The 16812-nt window shown below is 72.8% G+C and carries 16 protein-coding genes; 6 read left to right on the top strand and 10 right to left on the bottom strand.

Features of this window, described 5'->3' with window-relative positions; translation table 11 throughout:
• The first annotated feature begins 286 nt into the window (after window positions 1-286).
• Window positions 287-736 (top strand): ATP-binding protein, encoded by a 450-nt coding sequence (locus ACFYWQ_RS08285; protein WP_389513946.1) that lies wholly within the window; start codon window positions 287-289, stop codon window positions 734-736.
• A gap of 119 nt (window positions 737-855) precedes the next feature.
• On the opposite strand, the gene ACFYWQ_RS08280 is transcribed toward ACFYWQ_RS08285, so the two are convergent.
• The gene (locus tag ACFYWQ_RS08280) at window positions 856-1950 is read right to left on the bottom strand and encodes a bifunctional succinyldiaminopimelate transaminase/glutamate-prephenate aminotransferase (RefSeq protein ID WP_389513945.1); all 1095 of its coding nucleotides are present in this window, start codon (window positions 1948-1950) and stop codon (window positions 856-858) included.
• 131 nt (window positions 1951-2081) lie between these two features.
• A complete protein-coding gene (fdxA, locus tag ACFYWQ_RS08275; protein WP_385078888.1) occupies window positions 2082-2402 on the bottom strand; it encodes a ferredoxin in 321 nt (106 codons plus the stop codon).
• Between the two features lie 141 nt (window positions 2403-2543).
• Here fdxA and ACFYWQ_RS08270 point away from each other — a divergent pair, with 141 nt between their 5' ends.
• On the top strand, window positions 2544-3560 hold the full coding sequence (locus ACFYWQ_RS08270; protein ID WP_389514415.1) for a GNAT family N-acetyltransferase: 1017 nt from the start codon (window positions 2544-2546) through the stop codon (window positions 3558-3560).
• The gene (locus tag ACFYWQ_RS08265; RefSeq protein ID WP_389513944.1) at window positions 3557-4399 is read left to right on the top strand and encodes a tetratricopeptide repeat protein; all 843 of its coding nucleotides are present in this window, start codon (window positions 3557-3559) and stop codon (window positions 4397-4399) included. Before ACFYWQ_RS08270 ends, ACFYWQ_RS08265 begins: the two co-directional genes overlap by 4 nt.
• Window positions 4400-4488: 89 nt before the next feature.
• Here the strand turns inward: ACFYWQ_RS08265 and ACFYWQ_RS08260 are convergent, their stop codons facing one another.
• The 5 genes from ACFYWQ_RS08260 to ACFYWQ_RS08240 form a co-directional block, all read right to left on the bottom strand.
• Window positions 4489-6984, bottom strand: coding sequence for a hypothetical protein (locus tag ACFYWQ_RS08260; protein WP_389513942.1), 2496 nt, complete (start codon window positions 6982-6984; stop codon window positions 4489-4491).
• Between the two features lie 154 nt (window positions 6985-7138).
• A complete protein-coding gene (locus ACFYWQ_RS08255; protein WP_389513940.1) occupies window positions 7139-7549 on the bottom strand; it encodes a DUF6113 family protein in 411 nt (136 codons plus the stop codon).
• Window positions 7549-8418: an N-acetyl-1-D-myo-inositol-2-amino-2-deoxy-alpha-D-glucopyranoside deacetylase gene (mshB, locus tag ACFYWQ_RS08250; RefSeq protein WP_389513938.1), complete on the bottom strand. Its 870-nt coding sequence runs from the start codon at window positions 8416-8418 to the stop codon at window positions 7549-7551. The genes ACFYWQ_RS08255 and mshB overlap by 1 nt, the downstream gene beginning before the upstream one ends.
• Window positions 8419-8600: 182 nt before the next feature.
• Entirely contained in the window at window positions 8601-9512 is a 912-nt protein-coding gene (locus tag ACFYWQ_RS08245) for a hypothetical protein (RefSeq protein ID WP_389513936.1), read from the bottom strand.
• Window positions 9513-9536: 24 nt separating this feature from the next.
• Entirely contained in the window at window positions 9537-10412 is an 876-nt protein-coding gene (locus tag ACFYWQ_RS08240; RefSeq protein WP_389513934.1) for a helix-turn-helix domain-containing protein, read from the bottom strand.
• Between the two features lie 462 nt (window positions 10413-10874).
• Here ACFYWQ_RS08240 and ACFYWQ_RS08235 point away from each other — a divergent pair, with 462 nt between their 5' ends.
• Both ACFYWQ_RS08235 and ACFYWQ_RS08230 read left to right on the top strand, forming a co-directional pair.
• Complete coding sequence (locus ACFYWQ_RS08235) at window positions 10875-11756, top strand: helix-turn-helix domain-containing protein (RefSeq protein ID WP_389513933.1); 882 nt, start codon at window positions 10875-10877, stop codon at window positions 11754-11756.
• The gene (locus ACFYWQ_RS08230) at window positions 11753-11962 is read left to right on the top strand and encodes a DUF397 domain-containing protein (RefSeq protein WP_389513930.1); all 210 of its coding nucleotides are present in this window, start codon (window positions 11753-11755) and stop codon (window positions 11960-11962) included. The genes ACFYWQ_RS08235 and ACFYWQ_RS08230 overlap by 4 nt, the downstream gene beginning before the upstream one ends.
• 139 nt (window positions 11963-12101) lie before the next feature.
• Here ACFYWQ_RS08230 and ACFYWQ_RS08225 read toward each other — a convergent pair whose 3' ends face one another.
• On the bottom strand, window positions 12102-12296 hold the full coding sequence (locus tag ACFYWQ_RS08225) for a hypothetical protein (RefSeq protein ID WP_385067291.1): 195 nt from the start codon (window positions 12294-12296) through the stop codon (window positions 12102-12104).
• Window positions 12297-12475: 179 nt separating this feature from the next.
• On the opposite strand from ACFYWQ_RS08225, the gene ACFYWQ_RS08220 reads away from it, so the two are divergent.
• A complete protein-coding gene (locus ACFYWQ_RS08220) occupies window positions 12476-14620 on the top strand; it encodes a prolyl oligopeptidase family serine peptidase (RefSeq protein WP_389513928.1) in 2145 nt (714 codons plus the stop codon).
• A gap of 149 nt (window positions 14621-14769) precedes the next feature.
• On the opposite strand, the gene ACFYWQ_RS08215 is transcribed toward ACFYWQ_RS08220, so the two are convergent.
• Window positions 14770-15840 carry an ABC transporter ATP-binding protein gene (locus ACFYWQ_RS08215; protein ID WP_389513926.1) on the bottom strand — a complete coding sequence of 357 codons (1071 nt, stop codon included), beginning with the start codon at window positions 15838-15840 and terminating at the stop codon, window positions 14770-14772.
• The gene (locus ACFYWQ_RS08210; protein WP_389513924.1) at window positions 15824-16807 is read right to left on the bottom strand and encodes an ABC transporter ATP-binding protein; all 984 of its coding nucleotides are present in this window, start codon (window positions 16805-16807) and stop codon (window positions 15824-15826) included. Before ACFYWQ_RS08210 ends, ACFYWQ_RS08215 begins: the two co-directional genes overlap by 17 nt.
• Between the last annotated feature and the right edge of the window lie 5 nt (window positions 16808-16812).

Below are 16812 nucleotides of genomic sequence, written 5' to 3'. Positions count from 1 at the left end.
TTTTCGCGCCCTCACTCCCCCACGCCCGAAAACCCTTGAGGACAAAGGGCTCCCGGGGTTCGGCGGACTTTCACACCGGGCGCTTTTTGCCCGTTTTCATCCGCAGCCGATAATGCGACGCATTGCCAACTCTTTACGTCGGCCGTCCGCAACCTTCGCGGGCCTCGAGCGGTAGTCACTGCGCCCGAGCCCGGGCGGCGGCCGTCACCCAGTCGGCCGACTGCCGGGCCGGGGCGGACCTTCAGCCGTCATCACCGTTTCTCGTTTCCTCCGTCGAAGGAGCATCATGTCCCTCCCCCTGACCCGCAGGATCGCCCGTGCCGCGCTGCTCGTCGCTGCCGGAGCGGCTGCCGGGGTCGGTGCGGCCGGCTCCGCCAGCGCGGCCCCCGGACTGCCCGCCACCCCGAACCTCGGCGGCCTGACCGCCCTGGACGGGGCGAACGTCGGCAACACGGTCGACAGCGCGGCGCAGAGCGTCACCAAGTCCGCGGGCGAGACCGGCGGCAAGACGGTCAAGCAGGCGGTTCCCGCCGCGGGCAAGACCGGCGGCAAGGCCGTGAAGAAGGCGACGCCGGCGGCCCAGAAGGCGGCGGGCGAGGCGGCCGGCTCGGCCGGGGGCATCCTCGGGGACACCGCGTCGACGGCCACCAAGGGCGGCCTGCCGACGGAGTCCCTGGCCCAGGGCGGTCTTCCGGGCGCGGAGACGCTGCCGGTGAAGGACCTGCCCGTCGGCTGAGGCGGCTGCGAATCGACCGGTGACGTGAAGGGGTCCGGGGAGCTTCCCCGGACCCCTTCACCGTGCCGTGTGCGGTGTGCGCCGCCGCGTCCGCGCGGGAGCGGCGGTACGACGCCGGGTCACGCCAGGCGGTCCACCGCGGCCCGCACCCGCTCGTCCGTCGCCGTCAGCGCCACCCGTACGAACGTGTCGCCCGCGGGGCCGTAGAAGTCGCCCGGCGCCACGAGGATGCCGAGGTCGGCCAGGTGGGCGACCGTGGCCCAGCAGGACTCGCCCCGGGTGGCCCACAGGTAGAGGCTGGCCTCGCTGTGCTCGATGCGGAAGCCGTGGCCGAGGAGGGCGTCACGCAGGAGGGCGCGGCGGGAGGTGTAGCGCTCGCGCTGGACGCGGACGTGCTCGTCGTCGCCGAGGGCCGCCACCACCGCCGCCTGGGTGGGCGCCGACGTCATCATGCCGCCATGCTTGCGGATCTCCAGCAGGGGGCCGAGGACGGCCGGGTCGCCCGCCAGGAAGGCCGCGCGGTAGCCGGCCAGGTTCGACCGCTTGGACAGGGAGTGGACCGCGACGACGCCCTCGTACGAGCCGCCGTTGACGTCCGGGTGGAGGACCGAGACCGGGTCGGCCTCCCAGCCCAGCTCCAGGTAGCACTCGTCGGAGACGACCAGGACGCCGTGGTCACGGGCCCAGGACACGATCCGGGTCAGCTCGTCCTTCGGCAGGACCTTGCCCGTGGGGTTGGACGGCGAGTTCAGCCAGAGCAGCCTCAGACCGGCCGGGTCGAGCTCCGTCGGGTCGTCGTAGACCTCGTACTCCGCGCGGGCGAGACGGGCGCCCACCTCGTACGTGGGGTAGGCCAGACGCGGGTACGCGACCCGGTCGCCGGGGCCGAGGCCCAGCTGGGTGGGGAGCCAGGCGACCAGTTCCTTGGAGCCGACGATCGGCAGGACGTGGCGGTGGGTGACCTCGCGGGCGCCCAGCCGGCGCTCCAGCCAGCCGGTGATCGCGTCGCGCAGGGCCGGGGTGCCCCAGACCGTCGGGTAGCCCGGGGAGTCCGCCGCGTCGATCAGTGCTTTCTGGATCAGCTCGGGGACCGGGTCGACCGGGGTGCCGACGGAGAGGTCGACGATGCCGTCCGGATGGGCGGCGGCCGTCTTCTTGTACGGCTCCAGCTTGTCCCAGGGGAAGACCGGAAGGCGGTCGGATACTGCGGACACGGTTACTGGCTCACTTTCCTCGGTGCGACCCGCACGGGACGGTCACGGCAAACGCCTCGGCCCCGTACGGCGATCGCGGACGATCGGGCCGTACGGGACCGAGGCGGCACGGTGTGCGGGCCGCTCGCGTATTACTCGGCCTGCGGCGGCAGCGCGGCGACGAAGGGGTGGTCGCGTTCGATCAGACCCAGCTTGCTGGCGCCGCCGGGCGAACCGAGCTCGTCGAAGAACTCGACGTTCGCCTTGTAGTAGTCCTTCCACTCGTCCGGGACGTCGTCCTCGTAGAAGATCGCCTCGACCGGGCAGACCGGCTCACAGGCACCACAGTCGACGCATTCGTCCGGGTGGATGTACAAGGACCGGGAGCCCTCGTAGATGCAGTCGACCGGGCACTCCTCGATGCACGCCTTGTCCTTGACGTCGACACAAGGCTGCGCGATGACGTAGGTCACGCTGTCGTTCCTCCTCGATAGGGCGCTGGCGGGCCTCCCACAGGCTCCGCCGCCTGGCGCGCGGGAGCGCGGCGTCGTCGATGCCCGCCCCTAGTATCTCCGTTCTTGGGCATGATCCGAACAGGAGGGGTGGACCGACCTGTGGAATTCTCGGCCGCCGGACGCCTCGAGGTCCGCATTACCGCCGCTGACGTGGGGAAACGCGTCTCTGTGCGGCGTTTGAGCGAGCCCGGTGTGACGGAGGGGAAATTCACTGACACGCTGGGTGTTCTCACATCATGGGACGCCGGTGTGCTGGTGATCACACGAAAGAGCGGGGAGAGTGTCCGTATTGACGAGACCTCTCTGGTCGCCGGGAAGGTCGTGCCGGCCGCTCCGGCGCGGCGCCGGGGGCCGGCCGCCTCGTACGAGGAGCTCGCCCGGGTCTCCTCCCGGGCCTGGCGGCCGGTGGAGAGCGAGCGGCTCGGGCAGTGGGAGCTGCGGGCCGCCTCCGGGTTCACCCGCCGCGCCAACTCGGTGCTGCCGCTCGGCGACCCGGGCCTGCCGCTCGACGCGGCGCTGGACGCCGTGCGCCGCTGGTACGGCGAGCGGGGCCTGCCCGCCTATGTGCAGACCGCGACCGGCGCCGAGGGAACCCAGGAACTGCTGGGCGCGGAGCTGGAGCGGCGCGGCTGGGTGCGGGAGGTGACCGCCGAGCTGTGGACCGGGGCCCTGGCGCCGGTCGCCGACCGGGTGGCGGCCGAGGACGTGGCGGGCGTGGCGCTCGCCCGGGAGGCCGACGAGGCGTGGCTCGCCCGGTATCAGCGCAAGGGGGTGAGCGAGGTGGCCCTGAAGGTGCTGGGGTCCGGACCGTCGGTGTGGTTCGCCTCCGTGCCGGGCGACGAGGGGGCGGCGCCGGCCGCCGTCGGACGGTGTGTCGTGGACGGGCGGTGGGCCGGCTTCGCCGCCGTCGAGGTGGACCCGGAGCAGCGCCGACGGGGGCTGGCCACCGTGGTGATGGCCGCGCTGGCCGGGCGGGCGCTCCAGGAGGGGGCCTCGGCCGCCTGGCTCCAGGTGGAGACCGACAACGTGGGGGCGCGCGCCTTGTACGAGGCGCTGGGCTTCGCGCCGCACCACGCGTACCACCACTACCGGGAGCCGGGGGCTGGTGCGCCGTGAACGCGTGGGAGCCCGGGGATGCGCGGCGTCGGTTCGGCGAGGAGGCGCGGGCCGAGCGGCCCGACCTGTCCGTGCTGTGCCTGCTGATGGGGGCGGAGGCGGACCCCGCGCTGGACGAGGCCGGTCTGGACGCCGCGCAGGTCGAGCTGGACGCGCTGGCCGGGCAGGTGCCGTTCCGGCCGGGCGGTCCGCGGGCGTGGGCGGAGGCGCTGCGGGAGCTGCTGGGTGAGCGGTACGGGTTCCGCGGCTCCCCCGCGGACTACGGGCGGCTGGAGTCCTCGCTGCTGCACGAGGTGCTGCGGCGCCGGCGCGGGCTGCCGATCCTGCTGTCGGTGGTGTGGCTGGAGGTGGCGCGCAGGGCGGGGGCACCGGTGTACGGGGTGGCCCTGCCCGGGCACTTCGCGGTGGGGTTCGGGCCGCCCGGCGACCTGGAGCGGCAGGTGCTCGTCGATCCCTTCGACGGGGGCCGGGTGCTCACGGCCGGTGACGCGGACCGGCTGGTGAGCGGGGCGACGGGGGCCCGGCTGGAGCCGTCGATGCTGACGCCGGCCGAGCCGCTGGAGGTGGTGATGCGCATCCTGAACAACATCCGGTCGTGGGCGGCGGCCCGGCCCGAGCGGTCCGACGTGGCCCTGTGGGCGGTGGAGCTGTCGCTGCTGGTGCCGTCCCATCCGGCGCGGCTGCGCTACGAGCGGGGGCAGGTGCTGGTGCGGCGCGGGGACTTCCTCGGCGGGGCGGCGGAGCTGGAGGAGTACGCGGGGCTGGTGGAGGTGGTGGACGAGGCCGCCGCCGCGCGCGTACGGCAGGAGGCCCAGGCCGCGCGGGCCCTGATGAACTGACCCGGCGCCGCCTGATCCGCTCGTCCCGGGCCGGGACGAGCGAGGGGCACTCGGCGGTGGTGCCGGGTGCCCCTCGCGGATGGGGTGTGTCAGCTCGGGTCGGTCTCGATGACCCCGACCCGGTCGGTGGTGCTCTTCAGGGCCAGGCGCAGGGCTCCGATGACGTCCTGGACGGTGACGTCGGTCTTCTGGCCGGTGGCGCGGGTGATCTTGACGCCGTCGAAGGTCCCGCCGTACAGCTCCTTCAGGGCCGCCTCGTCGTAGCTGTCGACGAGCTTGCCGTCGACGGCCTTGACCTTGAGGAACTTCCAGAGGGAGTTCTCGGGGCTGAAGGCGACGCTGTGCGCGGCATCGGTCTGGACCGTGACGGTGCCGGACATCGCCGGTTCGGCGAACTCCTTCATCATCCGGTCGACCTCGGCGTCGGTGACCGTCGGCTGCTTGGTGGTCGTCGGGACCTTCACCGATGTGGTGGTGCCGTTCTCCACCAGGGCCCGGTAGGCGGCCACGACGGCCGTCTCGGCCTGGGTCGCGTCGATGCCCTTGCCGGCCTTGCCGTAGACGGCGACGGCCTTGCCCGCCTTGAACGTGATCGAGCCGTCGGTGGCCGAGCCGGAGCCGCCCGCGGCGCTCTCCAGGGCGGCCTGGAGCTTCTCCTCGTCGACCGGCATGACCGGCTCGACCACACGCTGCTGCCCGAACAGCGAACCGATCACCGAGACGGGGTTGTAGTCGCTGTGGGCCGCCTCGTCGACCGTGGCCTGCATGTCGAACTGGAGGCCCGCCTGGTCCGGCTTCAGGGTGACGGTGCCGCCGTCCACGGACAGCTTCAGCGCCTGGTTCACCCGGGTGTCGAAGGCGCTGTCGAGCTTCTTGACGGCGTCGTCACGGGTGCCGCCGCCGATGTCCACGCCGAGCACGGTGGTGCCCTTGGGCACGTCGGAGTGGTTCATCAGCAGGCCGGCCCCGTAGACGCCGGCGGCGCCGACCACGACCAGGCCGCCGAGCAGGACCAGCTTGCTGCGGCCCTTCTTCTTTTTCTTCTTCGAGTCGGCGGCGGGCGTGCTCTGCCCGGCCGGCCCGGTCTGCTGCGGCGGGGTGTGCGGCAGCGGCCCGTCGGGGTGCGCGCCGGGCGCGAACGGCCCGCCGGGACCGGCGCCCTGGCCGCCCGGGGGCACGACCGGGATGCCACTGGTGACGGTCTGGCCGGAGACGTTGTCATGACGGCCGTAGCCGCCGCCCGGGCCCGGCTCGGGGGCCGGCTGCTGCGGGGTGAGGATCGCGGTGTCGTCGCTGAGACCGCCACCGGGGAAGAGCGGCCCGGTGCCGGGACCGCCCTGCACGCCCGGACCACCAGGACCGCCCGGACCCGCCTGGGCGCCGGGACCGCCGGGCGCGCCGGGGCCACCGGGTGCCTGGGGAGCGCGGGGGGCGCCCACCGTGCCGGTGGCGGCGCCGGGCGCCGTGCCGTTCATCGGCGGGACCATCGGGCCGTCGCCGGTGACCGGGCCGCCGGTCGGGCCGGCGGGACCCTTCGGGCCGCTCCTGCCACCGCGGCCGGCGCCGTCCGGGCCGCTGAAGTCCCTCGGCCCGCCGGGGGCGTCCGCGCCGGTGAAGCCGTTCGGCCCACCGGGCGTACCCGGCGCACCGGGGACACCCAGAGCACCGGTACCACCCGGGGCGCCGGGGACGCCGCCCTGGCCGTTCGCCGGGGCGTAGCCGTTCCGGCCGCCGCCGCCGTCGTCCGAGAAGTACGGCAGGTCGTCGCGGCGCGGCTCGGTGCCGCCGCCCTGCCCCGGACGCGTGCCGCCCGCCAGCGGGCCCGCGGCGAGCGCCTCGGTCACGTCGAAGGAGCCGGTGCCGCCGCCGTGCCCCGGAGCCACCGGACCGCCGGTGGCGCCACCGGGCAGCCCGGCGCCGTTCGCACCGCCGGAGCGGGGGGCGCCCTGCGTGCTCATCGGGCCGCCGGCGCCACCGGGCCGCCCGGAGCCCGGACGCGCGCCACCGGGGGCACCGCCACCGGGCGCGCCGGCCCCGGGTCCGGCCGGACGCGGGGCGCCGCCGCCCGCGGCGCCGTTGGCGCCCGCGGGGGAACCGCCCGCGGCCGCGGCCCCGTTGGCCGGGCCGCCGCCCTGACCGGCCTTGCCCGGCGCGGACTTGCGCGGCGCGAACCAGTCGCTGGTCTTCTCCCCGGTCGCCGGCGCCTGCGCGGCGGGCGGTTCGGCGGTGCTCGCGGCGGACGCGGAACTTCCGTTCCCGGCAGCCGCGGACGCCGCCGGGGCGCCCGCTTCCGCGGGGGAGCCCTGCGTCCGGGCGTCGGCACCGCCGTCGCCCGCGCCCTCGGCGTCCGCCACGGGCTTGCGCACGACGACCGGCGGAATGGGCCGCGACCCGGGGATGTTGATCCGGATCCGGGTCGTCAGCGTGGTCTCGGTCTTGCGTTCCTCCGGCTGCGCGGCCGAACGGCCCGCGTCCGCACCGCCGTCGGACACCACCGGTGTGCCGTAGGGCGGGGTGCCCGAGGGGTATGCGGCTCCGCCGCGCCCGTGGGGCCCGGAGGACGGACTGTCAGTTTCACGACTCAAGGCAGGTTCTCCAGGTTGGCTCCGCCGCCCGCCACGACCTCAGAGGCGGCCCGGCGGCGCGCACCACCATACTGGCCACTTCTGGCGCTTATCCCACGACCGCCGTCGAAACCCGCACCGGACCCGCACGGCCCCGGCACGGCGAAGCGGTACGTCACTTCTCAAGTCGGACGTCGTCGCCGACAGGTTGCCGCCCCGGAGCGAGGGTGGCGCAGATCACAGCCAGTGCCATACCGCCGAGCAGGAAGAGGTAGGAGCCGCCTCCCGCGCCGAACATGAAGTCGCCTTCGGGGCGGGCCGTGGTGAGCAGGACGACGGCGATCATCCAGCCCGCGGCGGGGGCGACGGCCCCGCCCCGGCCGCGGAGGGCGCGCGCCCCGCCGAGGAAGAGGCCGGCGGCGCCCGCGAGCGCGAGCAGCAGTCCGCCCGGGAACCAGCCGGACTGGACGAGCGCCCCGGCGGCGCCGGTGACCGCGCCGAGCAGCAGCAGGCCCAGGTAGGCGGCGGCCCGTCCGGCGGAGGGCGGACGCAGCGGCTGGGCGAGCGGGGAGCCGTGACCGGACATCAGGCCTCCTCCCCGACGCCGGCGAACAGGTCGGTCTCCCGGCCGGGGCCCGCCACCGGACCGCCGCGCACCAGTTGGTAGTACTCGGTGGTGAACAGGGGTTGCGCCAGCTCGTTGGAGAGCGCGAAGGAGCGCCCGTCGGGGGCGACCTCGATCTGGGTGGCGTGCGCGCGCATCGCGGCGGCCTTGGCGGCGGCGTGGGCGGTGCCGTCGATCTCGGTGGTGATCCGCTCGTCGTCGACGACGCCGGGGACGTCCCCGACCGTCGCGCTCTCGGTGAAGGGCAGGCCGGGCAGCTCGTCCCGGAGCCGGTCGAAGGCGGCCTCGACGACGGAGCGCGGGACGCGGTTCCAGTAGACCTTGGGGACGCTCCAGCCGGCGTCGGCGGCCCGCTCCACGGCGCGCATGGCGACGCGGTGGGCCTGGATGTGGTCGGGGTGGCCGTAGCCGCCGTCGTCGTCGTAGGCGACGAGCACCTGGGGGCGCAGCTCCAGGATCACCTCGGCGAGCAGGGCGGCGGCACCGTCGACGTCGGCCTGCCAGAAGCAGCCGGGGTCGTCGTTGTCGGGGATGCCCATCATCCCGGAGTCGGCGAAGCGGCCGGCGCCGCCGAGCAGCCGGACGTCGTGCACGCCGAGCTCCGCCGTGGCGGCCCGCAGCTCGCGCAGGCGGTGCTCGCCGAGGGCGGCGCCCGTGAGGTGCCGCAGCTCCGGCGGGATGACCTCGCCGCGTTCACCGAGGGTGCAGGTGACCAGGGCCACGTGCGCTCCGTCGGCCGCGTACCCGGCCATGGTCGCGCCGTTGTTGATCGACTCGTCGTCCGGGTGCGCGTGCACCAGCAGCAGACGTCGAGCGGGCAGTTCCGTCATGCGCCCAACCCTACGAGGCGGACGCCTGTCCCCGGCCGCCCACCCGGCCGGCTGCCGCCGCGCCGCCGCGTACGGGGGCGATGGCGAGCGCGAGGCGTTCGCGCCAGTCGATGGCGTCGTTCACGACTGCCTGGGGGAGCCGCCGCGCCCCGCCGGAGCGGGGACGACGGCTCCCGGGAAGATCAGGCGGCGCCGTCCGGCTCCCTGAAGACGTCCTCGGCGGACGAGACATTGATGGCGCGCTTCAGCCAGCGGCGCAGGAGGTCGGGGTCGTCGCAGCCGGTGATGCGCGCACGGGTCTCTTCGGAGACGTCGAGGCCCCGTTCCTCCAGGACCAGCAGGATGTCCTCCGCATGCCCCTGGGCCCGCCCCTGGGCACGCCCCTGGGCACGCCCCTCGTCACGGAACTCCTCGAAGATGTACGACTTGTAAGGGGAGAGGTCCACAGCCACCAGGTTCCTCCAGAGTTCTGCGGCCCGACGGTTGCCACCGAGGCCTTGAGCGGTGAATTCGATGATCGTGACGACGACCGCCTCGGGTGCGTCGTGCAGAGCGGTGGACAGGGTCTTCAGTATCCCATCCACGGCCGGTTCCTTCGCGTGAGTGATGGCGGACAGCACCGCCAGCGCCAGGTCTGCGCGGGCCTCCTCCGGATCGGTGATCACGGGCATGTTGTGCGGCCCGACCACGAGCGGGCGCAGGGTGAGAGACGGCCAGTCCGGGGGTCCGAGGACCATCGGACGCGCGGCCCACTCGGCCGTGCTCCGGTCCTGGCAGACGACCAGCAGCAAGGGCGGGATCTTGTACTTCGCGTAAAGGAAGGACAGGTAGTAGGCCCAGCTCGCGGGCTTGTCCGGATCTTTCCCGCTCTGCGCTTCGACAGCGAGCAGGAACGAGTCCTCGCCGTCGTAGTCGAAACGCAGCAGCGTGTCGACACGGCGCTCGACGGGTCGCACCTCGGTGAGATCCGTCGGCAGCACCGTGACGGACGCGGGCTGGATGAAGGGGAGGTCGAGCACCTTGGAGACACCGGTGAACAGGCCGGGGTACTCCTGGAAGATGCGGTGCATCGCCTCGTGGGACGAGTTGACCATGCGGTTCCTTTGCTTGTTCGGTGTTCAGACGGCCGCTGCCGACCGCGCTCGGCAGTCGCGGCAGAGGCCTGGTTCGGGCCCGCGGAAGCCTCGGTCGCAGCCCTCGCAGTTCCGCAGGGGGTGCCGGACGGCCGGCGGCGGGGCGACGGAGGCGCCGGGCAGGGGCAGGGGCGGCATCAGGGCCGTGAGGCGGTGGGCCAGGAAGGCGGCGGGGCGGCGGAGGCCCTCGGGCGGCAGGTCGGCGGAGAGGGCCTGGCGTACGGCGGTGGGGCTGACGTCCCGCTCCAGCCAGGCGGCGACGCCGGGGGCCAGGTGGGCCGTGTCGCAGGCGGAGAGGAGGAGGCGGGAGTCGTGGCGGCGGAGACCGGCAAGGAGGTCGGTCGCCGCTTCGAGGAGCTTGGGGTAGGGGTGCGAGGGGCGTGGGACGGCGGGGAGTGCCTTGCGGGGCACGGACGGCCTCGGCCCGGCGGGGACCGTCCTCGGGGTGTGCTCGGTGGCGACCGCAGCGGCACGGCGGTGATGGCCGGGCTGGTTGCAGGAGACCGTACGGGTGACGATGCGGCCGTCGGGGATGCGCTCGCGCTCGCGACGGAGGTAGCCGTGGGCCTCCAGCTCGCGCAGGGCGGCGGCGATACGGGTCGCGCCCTCGGGGAAGCGCGCGACGAGGGACTTGATGTCGACGCGGGCGCCCTTGGGCAGTGACTGGATGTACACGGCCAGCCCGATGGCCAGGAGGGACAGCTCCCTGTGCTGGGCGAGATGGTTGCCGATCACCGTGAAGCGGGTGGTGTGGCGGGCGTTGTCGTGGACGAGACCGCCGAAGTTCCGCCGTTTCGGGGGTTTGTCGGCGGTAGGACGGGACTGGGCGTGTGGGCGCACGCTAGGGTTCTGCGCATCCATCAGGAAGGCCTTTTCTTCCTCGGTGGTCAGGCCCTCGCCTTGGGATTGCAGCCCGGCGAGGGCCGTCTCATGTCTGCGGTGTGGTGTTGCGTTGCGCTGAGAGTAGGGCAGGCAACACCCCGCAAATCCAGCCCAATCGGCGATATTCACTCGCGCGAGTGAGAGCCCGCCGACGGGCGGGAGGGGTGGGGCTTGGTGGGGTGATTTCTCCATCGTGATCCTTGGGAAAGACCGCCCGTGGCACCGGAACGCGAGAGCGCGGGTTCCGGCGGGATCGCAGATGCAGAGGGGGCGGTTCCCCGGATCGCGTCACCCGAAGCGGCCGCACCCCCTTACCGTGACGAGTGACGACTCCGTTGCGCACGGTGACCGTCCGGAGGTTGTCCGGTCGTGTCGAGGCCGTCGAGGGCCGCCGTGCGGGTAGGGGCGTCGCGCCACGTTCGGACGACGGAGGGGTGCGGGATGCAGCAGGTGGACGGCCGGGTCTTGGACCGGCCCACGGCCGAGGCGGACGAGCCGGGCTGGGAGGTGGAGCCCGACGACGAGTGGGGCATCGCGGTCGTCGCCACGGTGGGGCGGCAGATCAGGCTGCGGCGTGAGGCCGTGGGGATGCGCGCCGGCCAGTTCGCGGAGGCCCTCGGGTACGGCGAGGACCTGATCTACAAGATCGAGGGCGGGAAGCGGATTCCCCGGCCGGAGTTCCTGGACCGGGCGGACGAGCTGCTGGGGGCGGGTGGACTGCTGGCGGCGATGAAGGAGGACGTGGAGAAGGTCCGGTACCCCAGGAAGCTCCGGCAGCTGGCGGAGATGGAGGCAAAGGCCGCGGAGCTGCTCTCGTACGGCAACCACAATCTGCACGGTCTGCTACAGACGGAAGAGTACGCACGGGCGCTGCTGAAGACGCGGCGGCCGGTGACCCCCGAAGACCAACTGGAGCAGGCTGTGGCGGCGCGCATGGCCAGGAAGGCGATCTACGAGCGCTCACCAGCCCCTGAACTCAGCTTCATCCTGGAAGAGACGACGCTGAGGCGCCCGGTCGGAGGCAAGATGGTGTGGCGCCGGCAGCTCGAACACCTGCTGGAGGTCTCGCTGTTGCGGAACGTCGAAATTCAGGTGATGCCGACAGACCGCTGGGACCACCCTGGGACGGGAGGGCGGATCCAGGTGCTGAAGTTCTTGGACGGCACGGCAGTTGGGCGCATGGACGACGAGTTCAACGGCCGTCCCGTCCACGACCCGAAGCAGCTCCGGATCCTCGAACTGCGCTATGGCATCATCCGGGCCGAGGCTCTGACCACACGGGAGTCACTGGCCTTCGTCGAGCAACTGGTGGGAGAGACATGATCCGCAAGGACTCTGCCGAAGACGCGTTCACGTTGGCGTGGTTCAAGAGCAGCTACAGCGACAGCAGCAACCCGAACGACTGCGTCGAGATCGCCACCACCCCCGGCACCGTCCACGTCCGCGACTCCAAGCACACCGAAGGACCACGCCTCCGGCTCTCGCCGGGGGCCTGGGCCGCCTTCGTGCCGTACGCGTCCGAGGGCTGACGGTCCGCTCACCCCGGACCGAGGGGAGAACGCCCGAAGCCGGGTGGCTTACGGACCCCGATCCGGGGAAGGCGCGGAATCAGGACGACCGGAGCCGGGCTCCGGTCGACCGCTCACCGGAGCCACGGGCCGACGCGCGTCAGAACTTGATACTGCCGATCATGCTTGCCACGCTCGTCGTCAGATCACTGATCGTCCCCGCCATGGTGGAGGAGGCGAGGTAGAAGCCGAGCAGCATGCAGACGACCGCGTGACCGCCCTTCAGCCCTGACTTCTTGATCAGCAAGAAGACGATGATCGCCAGCAGCACCACCGCCGAAATCGAGAGTGCCACGGCGGCTCACCTCCAAGAACCCGGGAACGTGGGGGAAAGTACAGAGCGGGGAACGCGTAAAACCGTACAACTGCCAGCAGGTTCATACCCACACAGCGCTAGTGATCATAACTATGAGTGCGTGCGCATCGAGTGGCGCACAGCCGCACAAGGGGGCGCATGGCCAATATGGTCGGGGTATGACGACCGAGTCGGACTCCTTCCCCCGGCGGCTCGCCCGCACCCAGCGTTTCACGCTCGGCGCGCCGCGTTCGTTCACGGTGGCCCCCGACGGCTCCCGTGTCGTGTTCCTCCGCTCGTCCTCCGGCACGGACCGGGCGAACGCGCTGTGGATGCTCGATCCGGCGGACGGCCGGGAGCGCGTGGCGGCGGACCCGCGCGCCCTCCTGGGCGGCGCCCCGGAGGACCTCCCGCCCGAGGAGCGGGCACGCCGCGAGCGCAGCCGCGAGGGCGGCGCCGGCATCGTCGGCTACGCCACCGACGAGACCGTCGAGTTGGCGTCTTTTGCCTTGTCAGGGCGGCTTTTCACGGCGGAGCTGCGGGCCGGTACGGCGCGCGAACTCCCTGTCGCGGGGCCGGTGGTCGACCCCCGCCCCTCCCCCGACGGACGGCTGGTCGCGTACGTCGCCCGGGGTGCGCTGCGGGTGGTGGGAGCCGAGGGGGAGGGCGACCGGGTGGTCGCCGCACCGGAGTCGGAGCCGGTTTCCTATGGATTGGCCGAGTTCATCGCGGCGGAGGAGATGGGGCGTTCGCGGGGGTTCTGGTGGTCCCCGCAGTCCGACCGGCTGCTCGTGGCGCGGGTGGACGACACGCCGGTGGAACGGTGGTGGATTTCCGATCCGGCCCATCCGAAACGTGACCCAAAACACGTGCCGTATCCAGCTGCCGGGACGGCCAACGCGGAGGTCCGGCTGTTCCTGTTCGGCCTCGACGGGGCGCGCACGGAGGTCGTCTGGGACCGTGCGCGCTACCCCTATCTGGCGCGAGTGCACTGGTCAGCGGGGGGTGCGCCACTGCTGCTCGTACAGGCTCGCGACCAGCGAACTCAGGTGTACCTGGCGGTGGACGCCGACTCCGGGACGACCCGGATGGTGCACGCCGACGAAGATCGAGAATGGCTTGATCTTTTCCCTGGAGTGCCGTGCTGGAGCCCGTCGGGACAACTTGTCCGAATCACCGACGAGGGCGGTGCGCGGGTCCTCGCGGTCGGCGAACGGCCGCTGACCGGAGAACAGTTGCACGTGCGGGCGGTGCTGGACGTGACGGCCGACGACGTACTGGTCTCGGCGTCGGCCGGGGAGGACGCGTCGCCGCGGGAGACCGGCGAGGTGCACGTCTACCGCGTCAGCGAACTCGGCGTCGAGCGCCTCTCGCAGGAGCCGGGGGTGCACTCGGCGGTGCGCTCGGGGGGCGTGACCGTGATGGTATCGGCGGTGCCCGACCGGCCGGGGAGCCGGGCCCTGGTCCAGCGGGACGGGAAGACCGTGGCGACTGTCCGGTCGTATGCGGAAGATCCCGGTCTGTCCCCCCGCGTGCGCTTCACCGAGGGGGGCGCACGAAGAATCCCGTGCGCCGTGCTTATGCCTACGGACTACCCCGGTGACACCTCACTGCCGGTGCTCCTCGACCCCTACGGCGGGCCGCACGGGCCGCGGGTGCTCGCCGCGCACAACACGCACCTGACCTCCCAGTGGTTCGCCGACCAGGGCTTCGCGGTGGTCGTCGCGGACGGCCGGGGCACGCCCGGCCGCTCCCCCGGCTGGGAGAAGGCGATCCACCAGGACTTCACGGTCGCCCTCGACGACCAGATCGAGGCGCTCCAGGACCTGGCCCGGAGCCACCCCCTGGACCTGTCCCGGGTGGCGATCCGCGGCTGGTCCTTCGGCGGCTACCTGGCGGCCCTGGCGGTGCTGCGCCGCCCGGACGTCTTCCACGCGGCCGTCGCGGGCGCCCCGGTGACCGACTGGCGGCTCTACGACACCCACTACACCGAGCGGTACCTCGGCGACCCGGCCGCGGCCGCCGGGACGTACGCGCACAACTCGCTCGTCACCGACGAGGGGCTCTCCGCGCCGGCCGGCCCGCACCGCCCGCTGATGATCGTGCACGGCCTCGCCGACGACAACGTGGTCGTCGCCCACGCCCTGCGCCTGTCCTCCGCCCTGCTGGCCGCCGGCCGCCCGCACGAGGTGCTGCCGCTGTCCGGGGTCACGCACATCACCCCGCAGGAACAGGTCGCGGAGAACCTGCTGCTGCTCCAGGTGGACTTCCTCAAGCGGTCCCTGGGCCTCACGGGCGGCACCGCCGGACGCCCCGGCGGCTGAGACACGGCAACGGGCCGGGAGACATGGTGCTCCCGGCCCGTTCACGGCACCCGCACGGCCGTACGCTGTTCAGCCTGACGCGTCCGTATATCGGAACCGGGTCGGCCAAGTTGCCTGCGTGTTAACGCGATTACTGCACAAATGTGCTGCTATGCGTCTCCCTGGGCACGATCTTCGCGCGACCGCTCCGGTGGAACGACCTTCTTCTCCTCCGCGAAGTGGCAGGCCGAGTCGTGGGCCGCGGGACCGCCCCCGGCGCGGAACCACGCCGGGACCGCGAGCGCCGGCACCTCCACCGCGCACCGCTCCCGCGCCTTCCAGCAGCGGGTGCGGAAGCGGCAGCCGGAGGGGATGTTCGTCGGGGACGGCACATCACCCGAGAGGATGATGCGCTCCCGGCGCTCCCGCGCGCCGGGGTCGGGCACCGGCACCGCCGACAGCAGGGCCTGGGTGTACGGGTGGGTGGGGTGGTCGTAGATCGCGGTGTCGCTGCCGGTCTCCACGATCCGCCCGAGGTACATCACCGCGACCCGGTCCGAGATGTGCCGCACGACGGACAGGTCGTGCGCGATGAAGAGGTACGACAGCTCGAACTCGCTCTGGAGCCGGTCGAGGAGGTTGACCACCTGGGCCTGGACCGACACGTCCAGCGCGGAGACCGGCTCGTCGGCGACGATGACCTCGGGCCGCAGGGCGAGCCCGCGCGCGATGCCGATGCGCTGGCGCTGGCCGCCGGAGAACTGGTGCGGATAGCGGTTGACGTACTCGGGGTTGAGACCCACGACGTCCAGCAGTTCCCGCACCCGCCTCCGCCGGTCGCCCTTGGGGGCCGCCTCGGGGTGGATCTCGTACGGCTCCCCGATGATGTCCCCGACCGTCATCCGCGGGTTGAGGGAGGTGTAGGGGTCCTGGAAGACCATCTGGATGTTGCGGCGGACGGCCTTGAGGGCCCGGCCCGACAGCCGGGTGATGTCCTCGCCCCGGTACCGGATGCGGCCCGCCGTCGGCCGCTCCAGGTGGACCAGCATCTTGGCGACCGTGGACTTGCCGCAGCCCGACTCCCCCACGATGCCCAGGGTCTCGCCCCGGCCGAGCGCGAAGTCGACGCCGTCGACCGCCTTCACGGCGCCGACCTGCTTCTTGAAGAGGACGCCCCGGGTGAGCGGGTAGTGCTTGACGAGCCCGCTCACCTCCAGGACCGGTTCAGCCGTCGGCACCATGCAGGCACTCCCTCCAGAAGTGGCAGGCGCTGCCCCGGTCCTCGTCCACCGCGTACAGCGGCGGCACGTCGGTCCGGCACACGTCCCGGGCCATCGGGCAGCGCGGGTGGAAGGGGCAGCCGGGCGGGATGTCCATGAGGTTCGGCGGCAGGCCCTTGATCGCGTAGAGCTCCCGGCCCTTCCGGTCCAGGCGCGGGACGGAGTCCAGCAGCCCCCGGGTGTACGGGTGGGCCGGCGCCTTGTAGAGGCCGTGCACCGGGGCCGACTCCACGATCCGGCCCGCGTACATCACGGCGATGCGGTCGGCGACGTCGGCGACCACGCCCAGGTCGTGGGTGATGAGGATCAGGCCCATGCGGTACTCGCGCCGCAACTCGGCGAGCAGGTCCATGACCTGGGCCTGCACGGTGACGTCGAGGGCGGTGGTCGGCTCGTCGGCGATGATGAGCGCCGGTTCCAGGGCCAGCGCCATCGCGATCATGATGCGCTGGCGCATGCCGCCGGAGAACTGGTGCGGGTAGTCCCTGACCCGCTCCCTCGCCGCCGGGATGCGCACCCGGTCCATCAGCTCGACGGCGCGGGCCCGCGCGTCCTTGCGCGACAGGCCCCGGTGGACGACGAACATCTCGCCGAGCTGGTCGCCCACCGTGAGCACGGGGTTGAGGGACGACAGCGCGTCCTGGAAGATCATCGCCAGTTGGGCGCCGCGGACCGCGCGGCGCTCCTCCTCCTTCAGCTTCAGCAGGTCCCGGCCCCGGAAGAGGATCTCGCCGCCGGTGATCCGCCCGGGCGGGGTGTCGAGGATGCCCATGACCGCCTGGGCGGTGACGGACTTGCCGGAGCCGGACTCACCGAGCACGGCGAGGGTCTCGCCCGCGTCGACACCGTAGGAGACGCCGTTGACGGCCTTCGCGACGCCGTCGCGGGTGCGGAACTCGATGTGCAGGTCGCGTACGTCGAGCAGCATGACGC

The sequence above is a fragment of the Streptomyces sp. NPDC003247 genome (assembly GCF_042888135.1).
Classification (GTDB): domain Bacteria; phylum Actinomycetota; class Actinomycetes; order Streptomycetales; family Streptomycetaceae; genus Streptomyces.
Note: the sequence above shows the minus strand (reverse complement) of the source record. Positions and strands in the feature narration are given on the sequence as shown.

Excerpts from the sequence above, each read along its gene's own strand:
- ACFYWQ_RS08215 (WP_389513926.1), bottom strand. The coding sequence starts at position 15,840 with ATGGTGCCGACGGCTGAACCGGTCCTGGAGGTGAGCGGGCTCGTCAAG.
- mshB (WP_389513938.1), bottom strand. The coding sequence starts at position 8,418 with ATGACGGAACTGCCCGCTCGACGTCTGCTGCTGGTGCACGCGCACCCG.
- ACFYWQ_RS08245 (WP_389513936.1), bottom strand. The coding sequence starts at position 9,512 with ATGGTCAACTCGTCCCACGAGGCGATGCACCGCATCTTCCAGGAGTAC.
- ACFYWQ_RS08285 (WP_389513946.1), top strand. The coding sequence starts at position 287 with ATGTCCCTCCCCCTGACCCGCAGGATCGCCCGTGCCGCGCTGCTCGTC.
- ACFYWQ_RS08230 (WP_389513930.1), top strand. The coding sequence starts at position 11,753 with ATGATCCGCAAGGACTCTGCCGAAGACGCGTTCACGTTGGCGTGGTTC.
- ACFYWQ_RS08235 (WP_389513933.1), top strand. The coding sequence starts at position 10,875 with ATGCAGCAGGTGGACGGCCGGGTCTTGGACCGGCCCACGGCCGAGGCG.
- ACFYWQ_RS08240 (WP_389513934.1), bottom strand. The coding sequence starts at position 10,412 with ATGGATGCGCAGAACCCTAGCGTGCGCCCACACGCCCAGTCCCGTCCT.
- ACFYWQ_RS08220 (WP_389513928.1), top strand. The coding sequence starts at position 12,476 with ATGACGACCGAGTCGGACTCCTTCCCCCGGCGGCTCGCCCGCACCCAG.
- ACFYWQ_RS08210 (WP_389513924.1), bottom strand. The coding sequence starts at position 16,807 with ATGCTGCTCGACGTACGCGACCTGCACATCGAGTTCCGCACCCGCGAC.
- ACFYWQ_RS08255 (WP_389513940.1), bottom strand. The coding sequence starts at position 7,549 with ATGTCCGGTCACGGCTCCCCGCTCGCCCAGCCGCTGCGTCCGCCCTCC.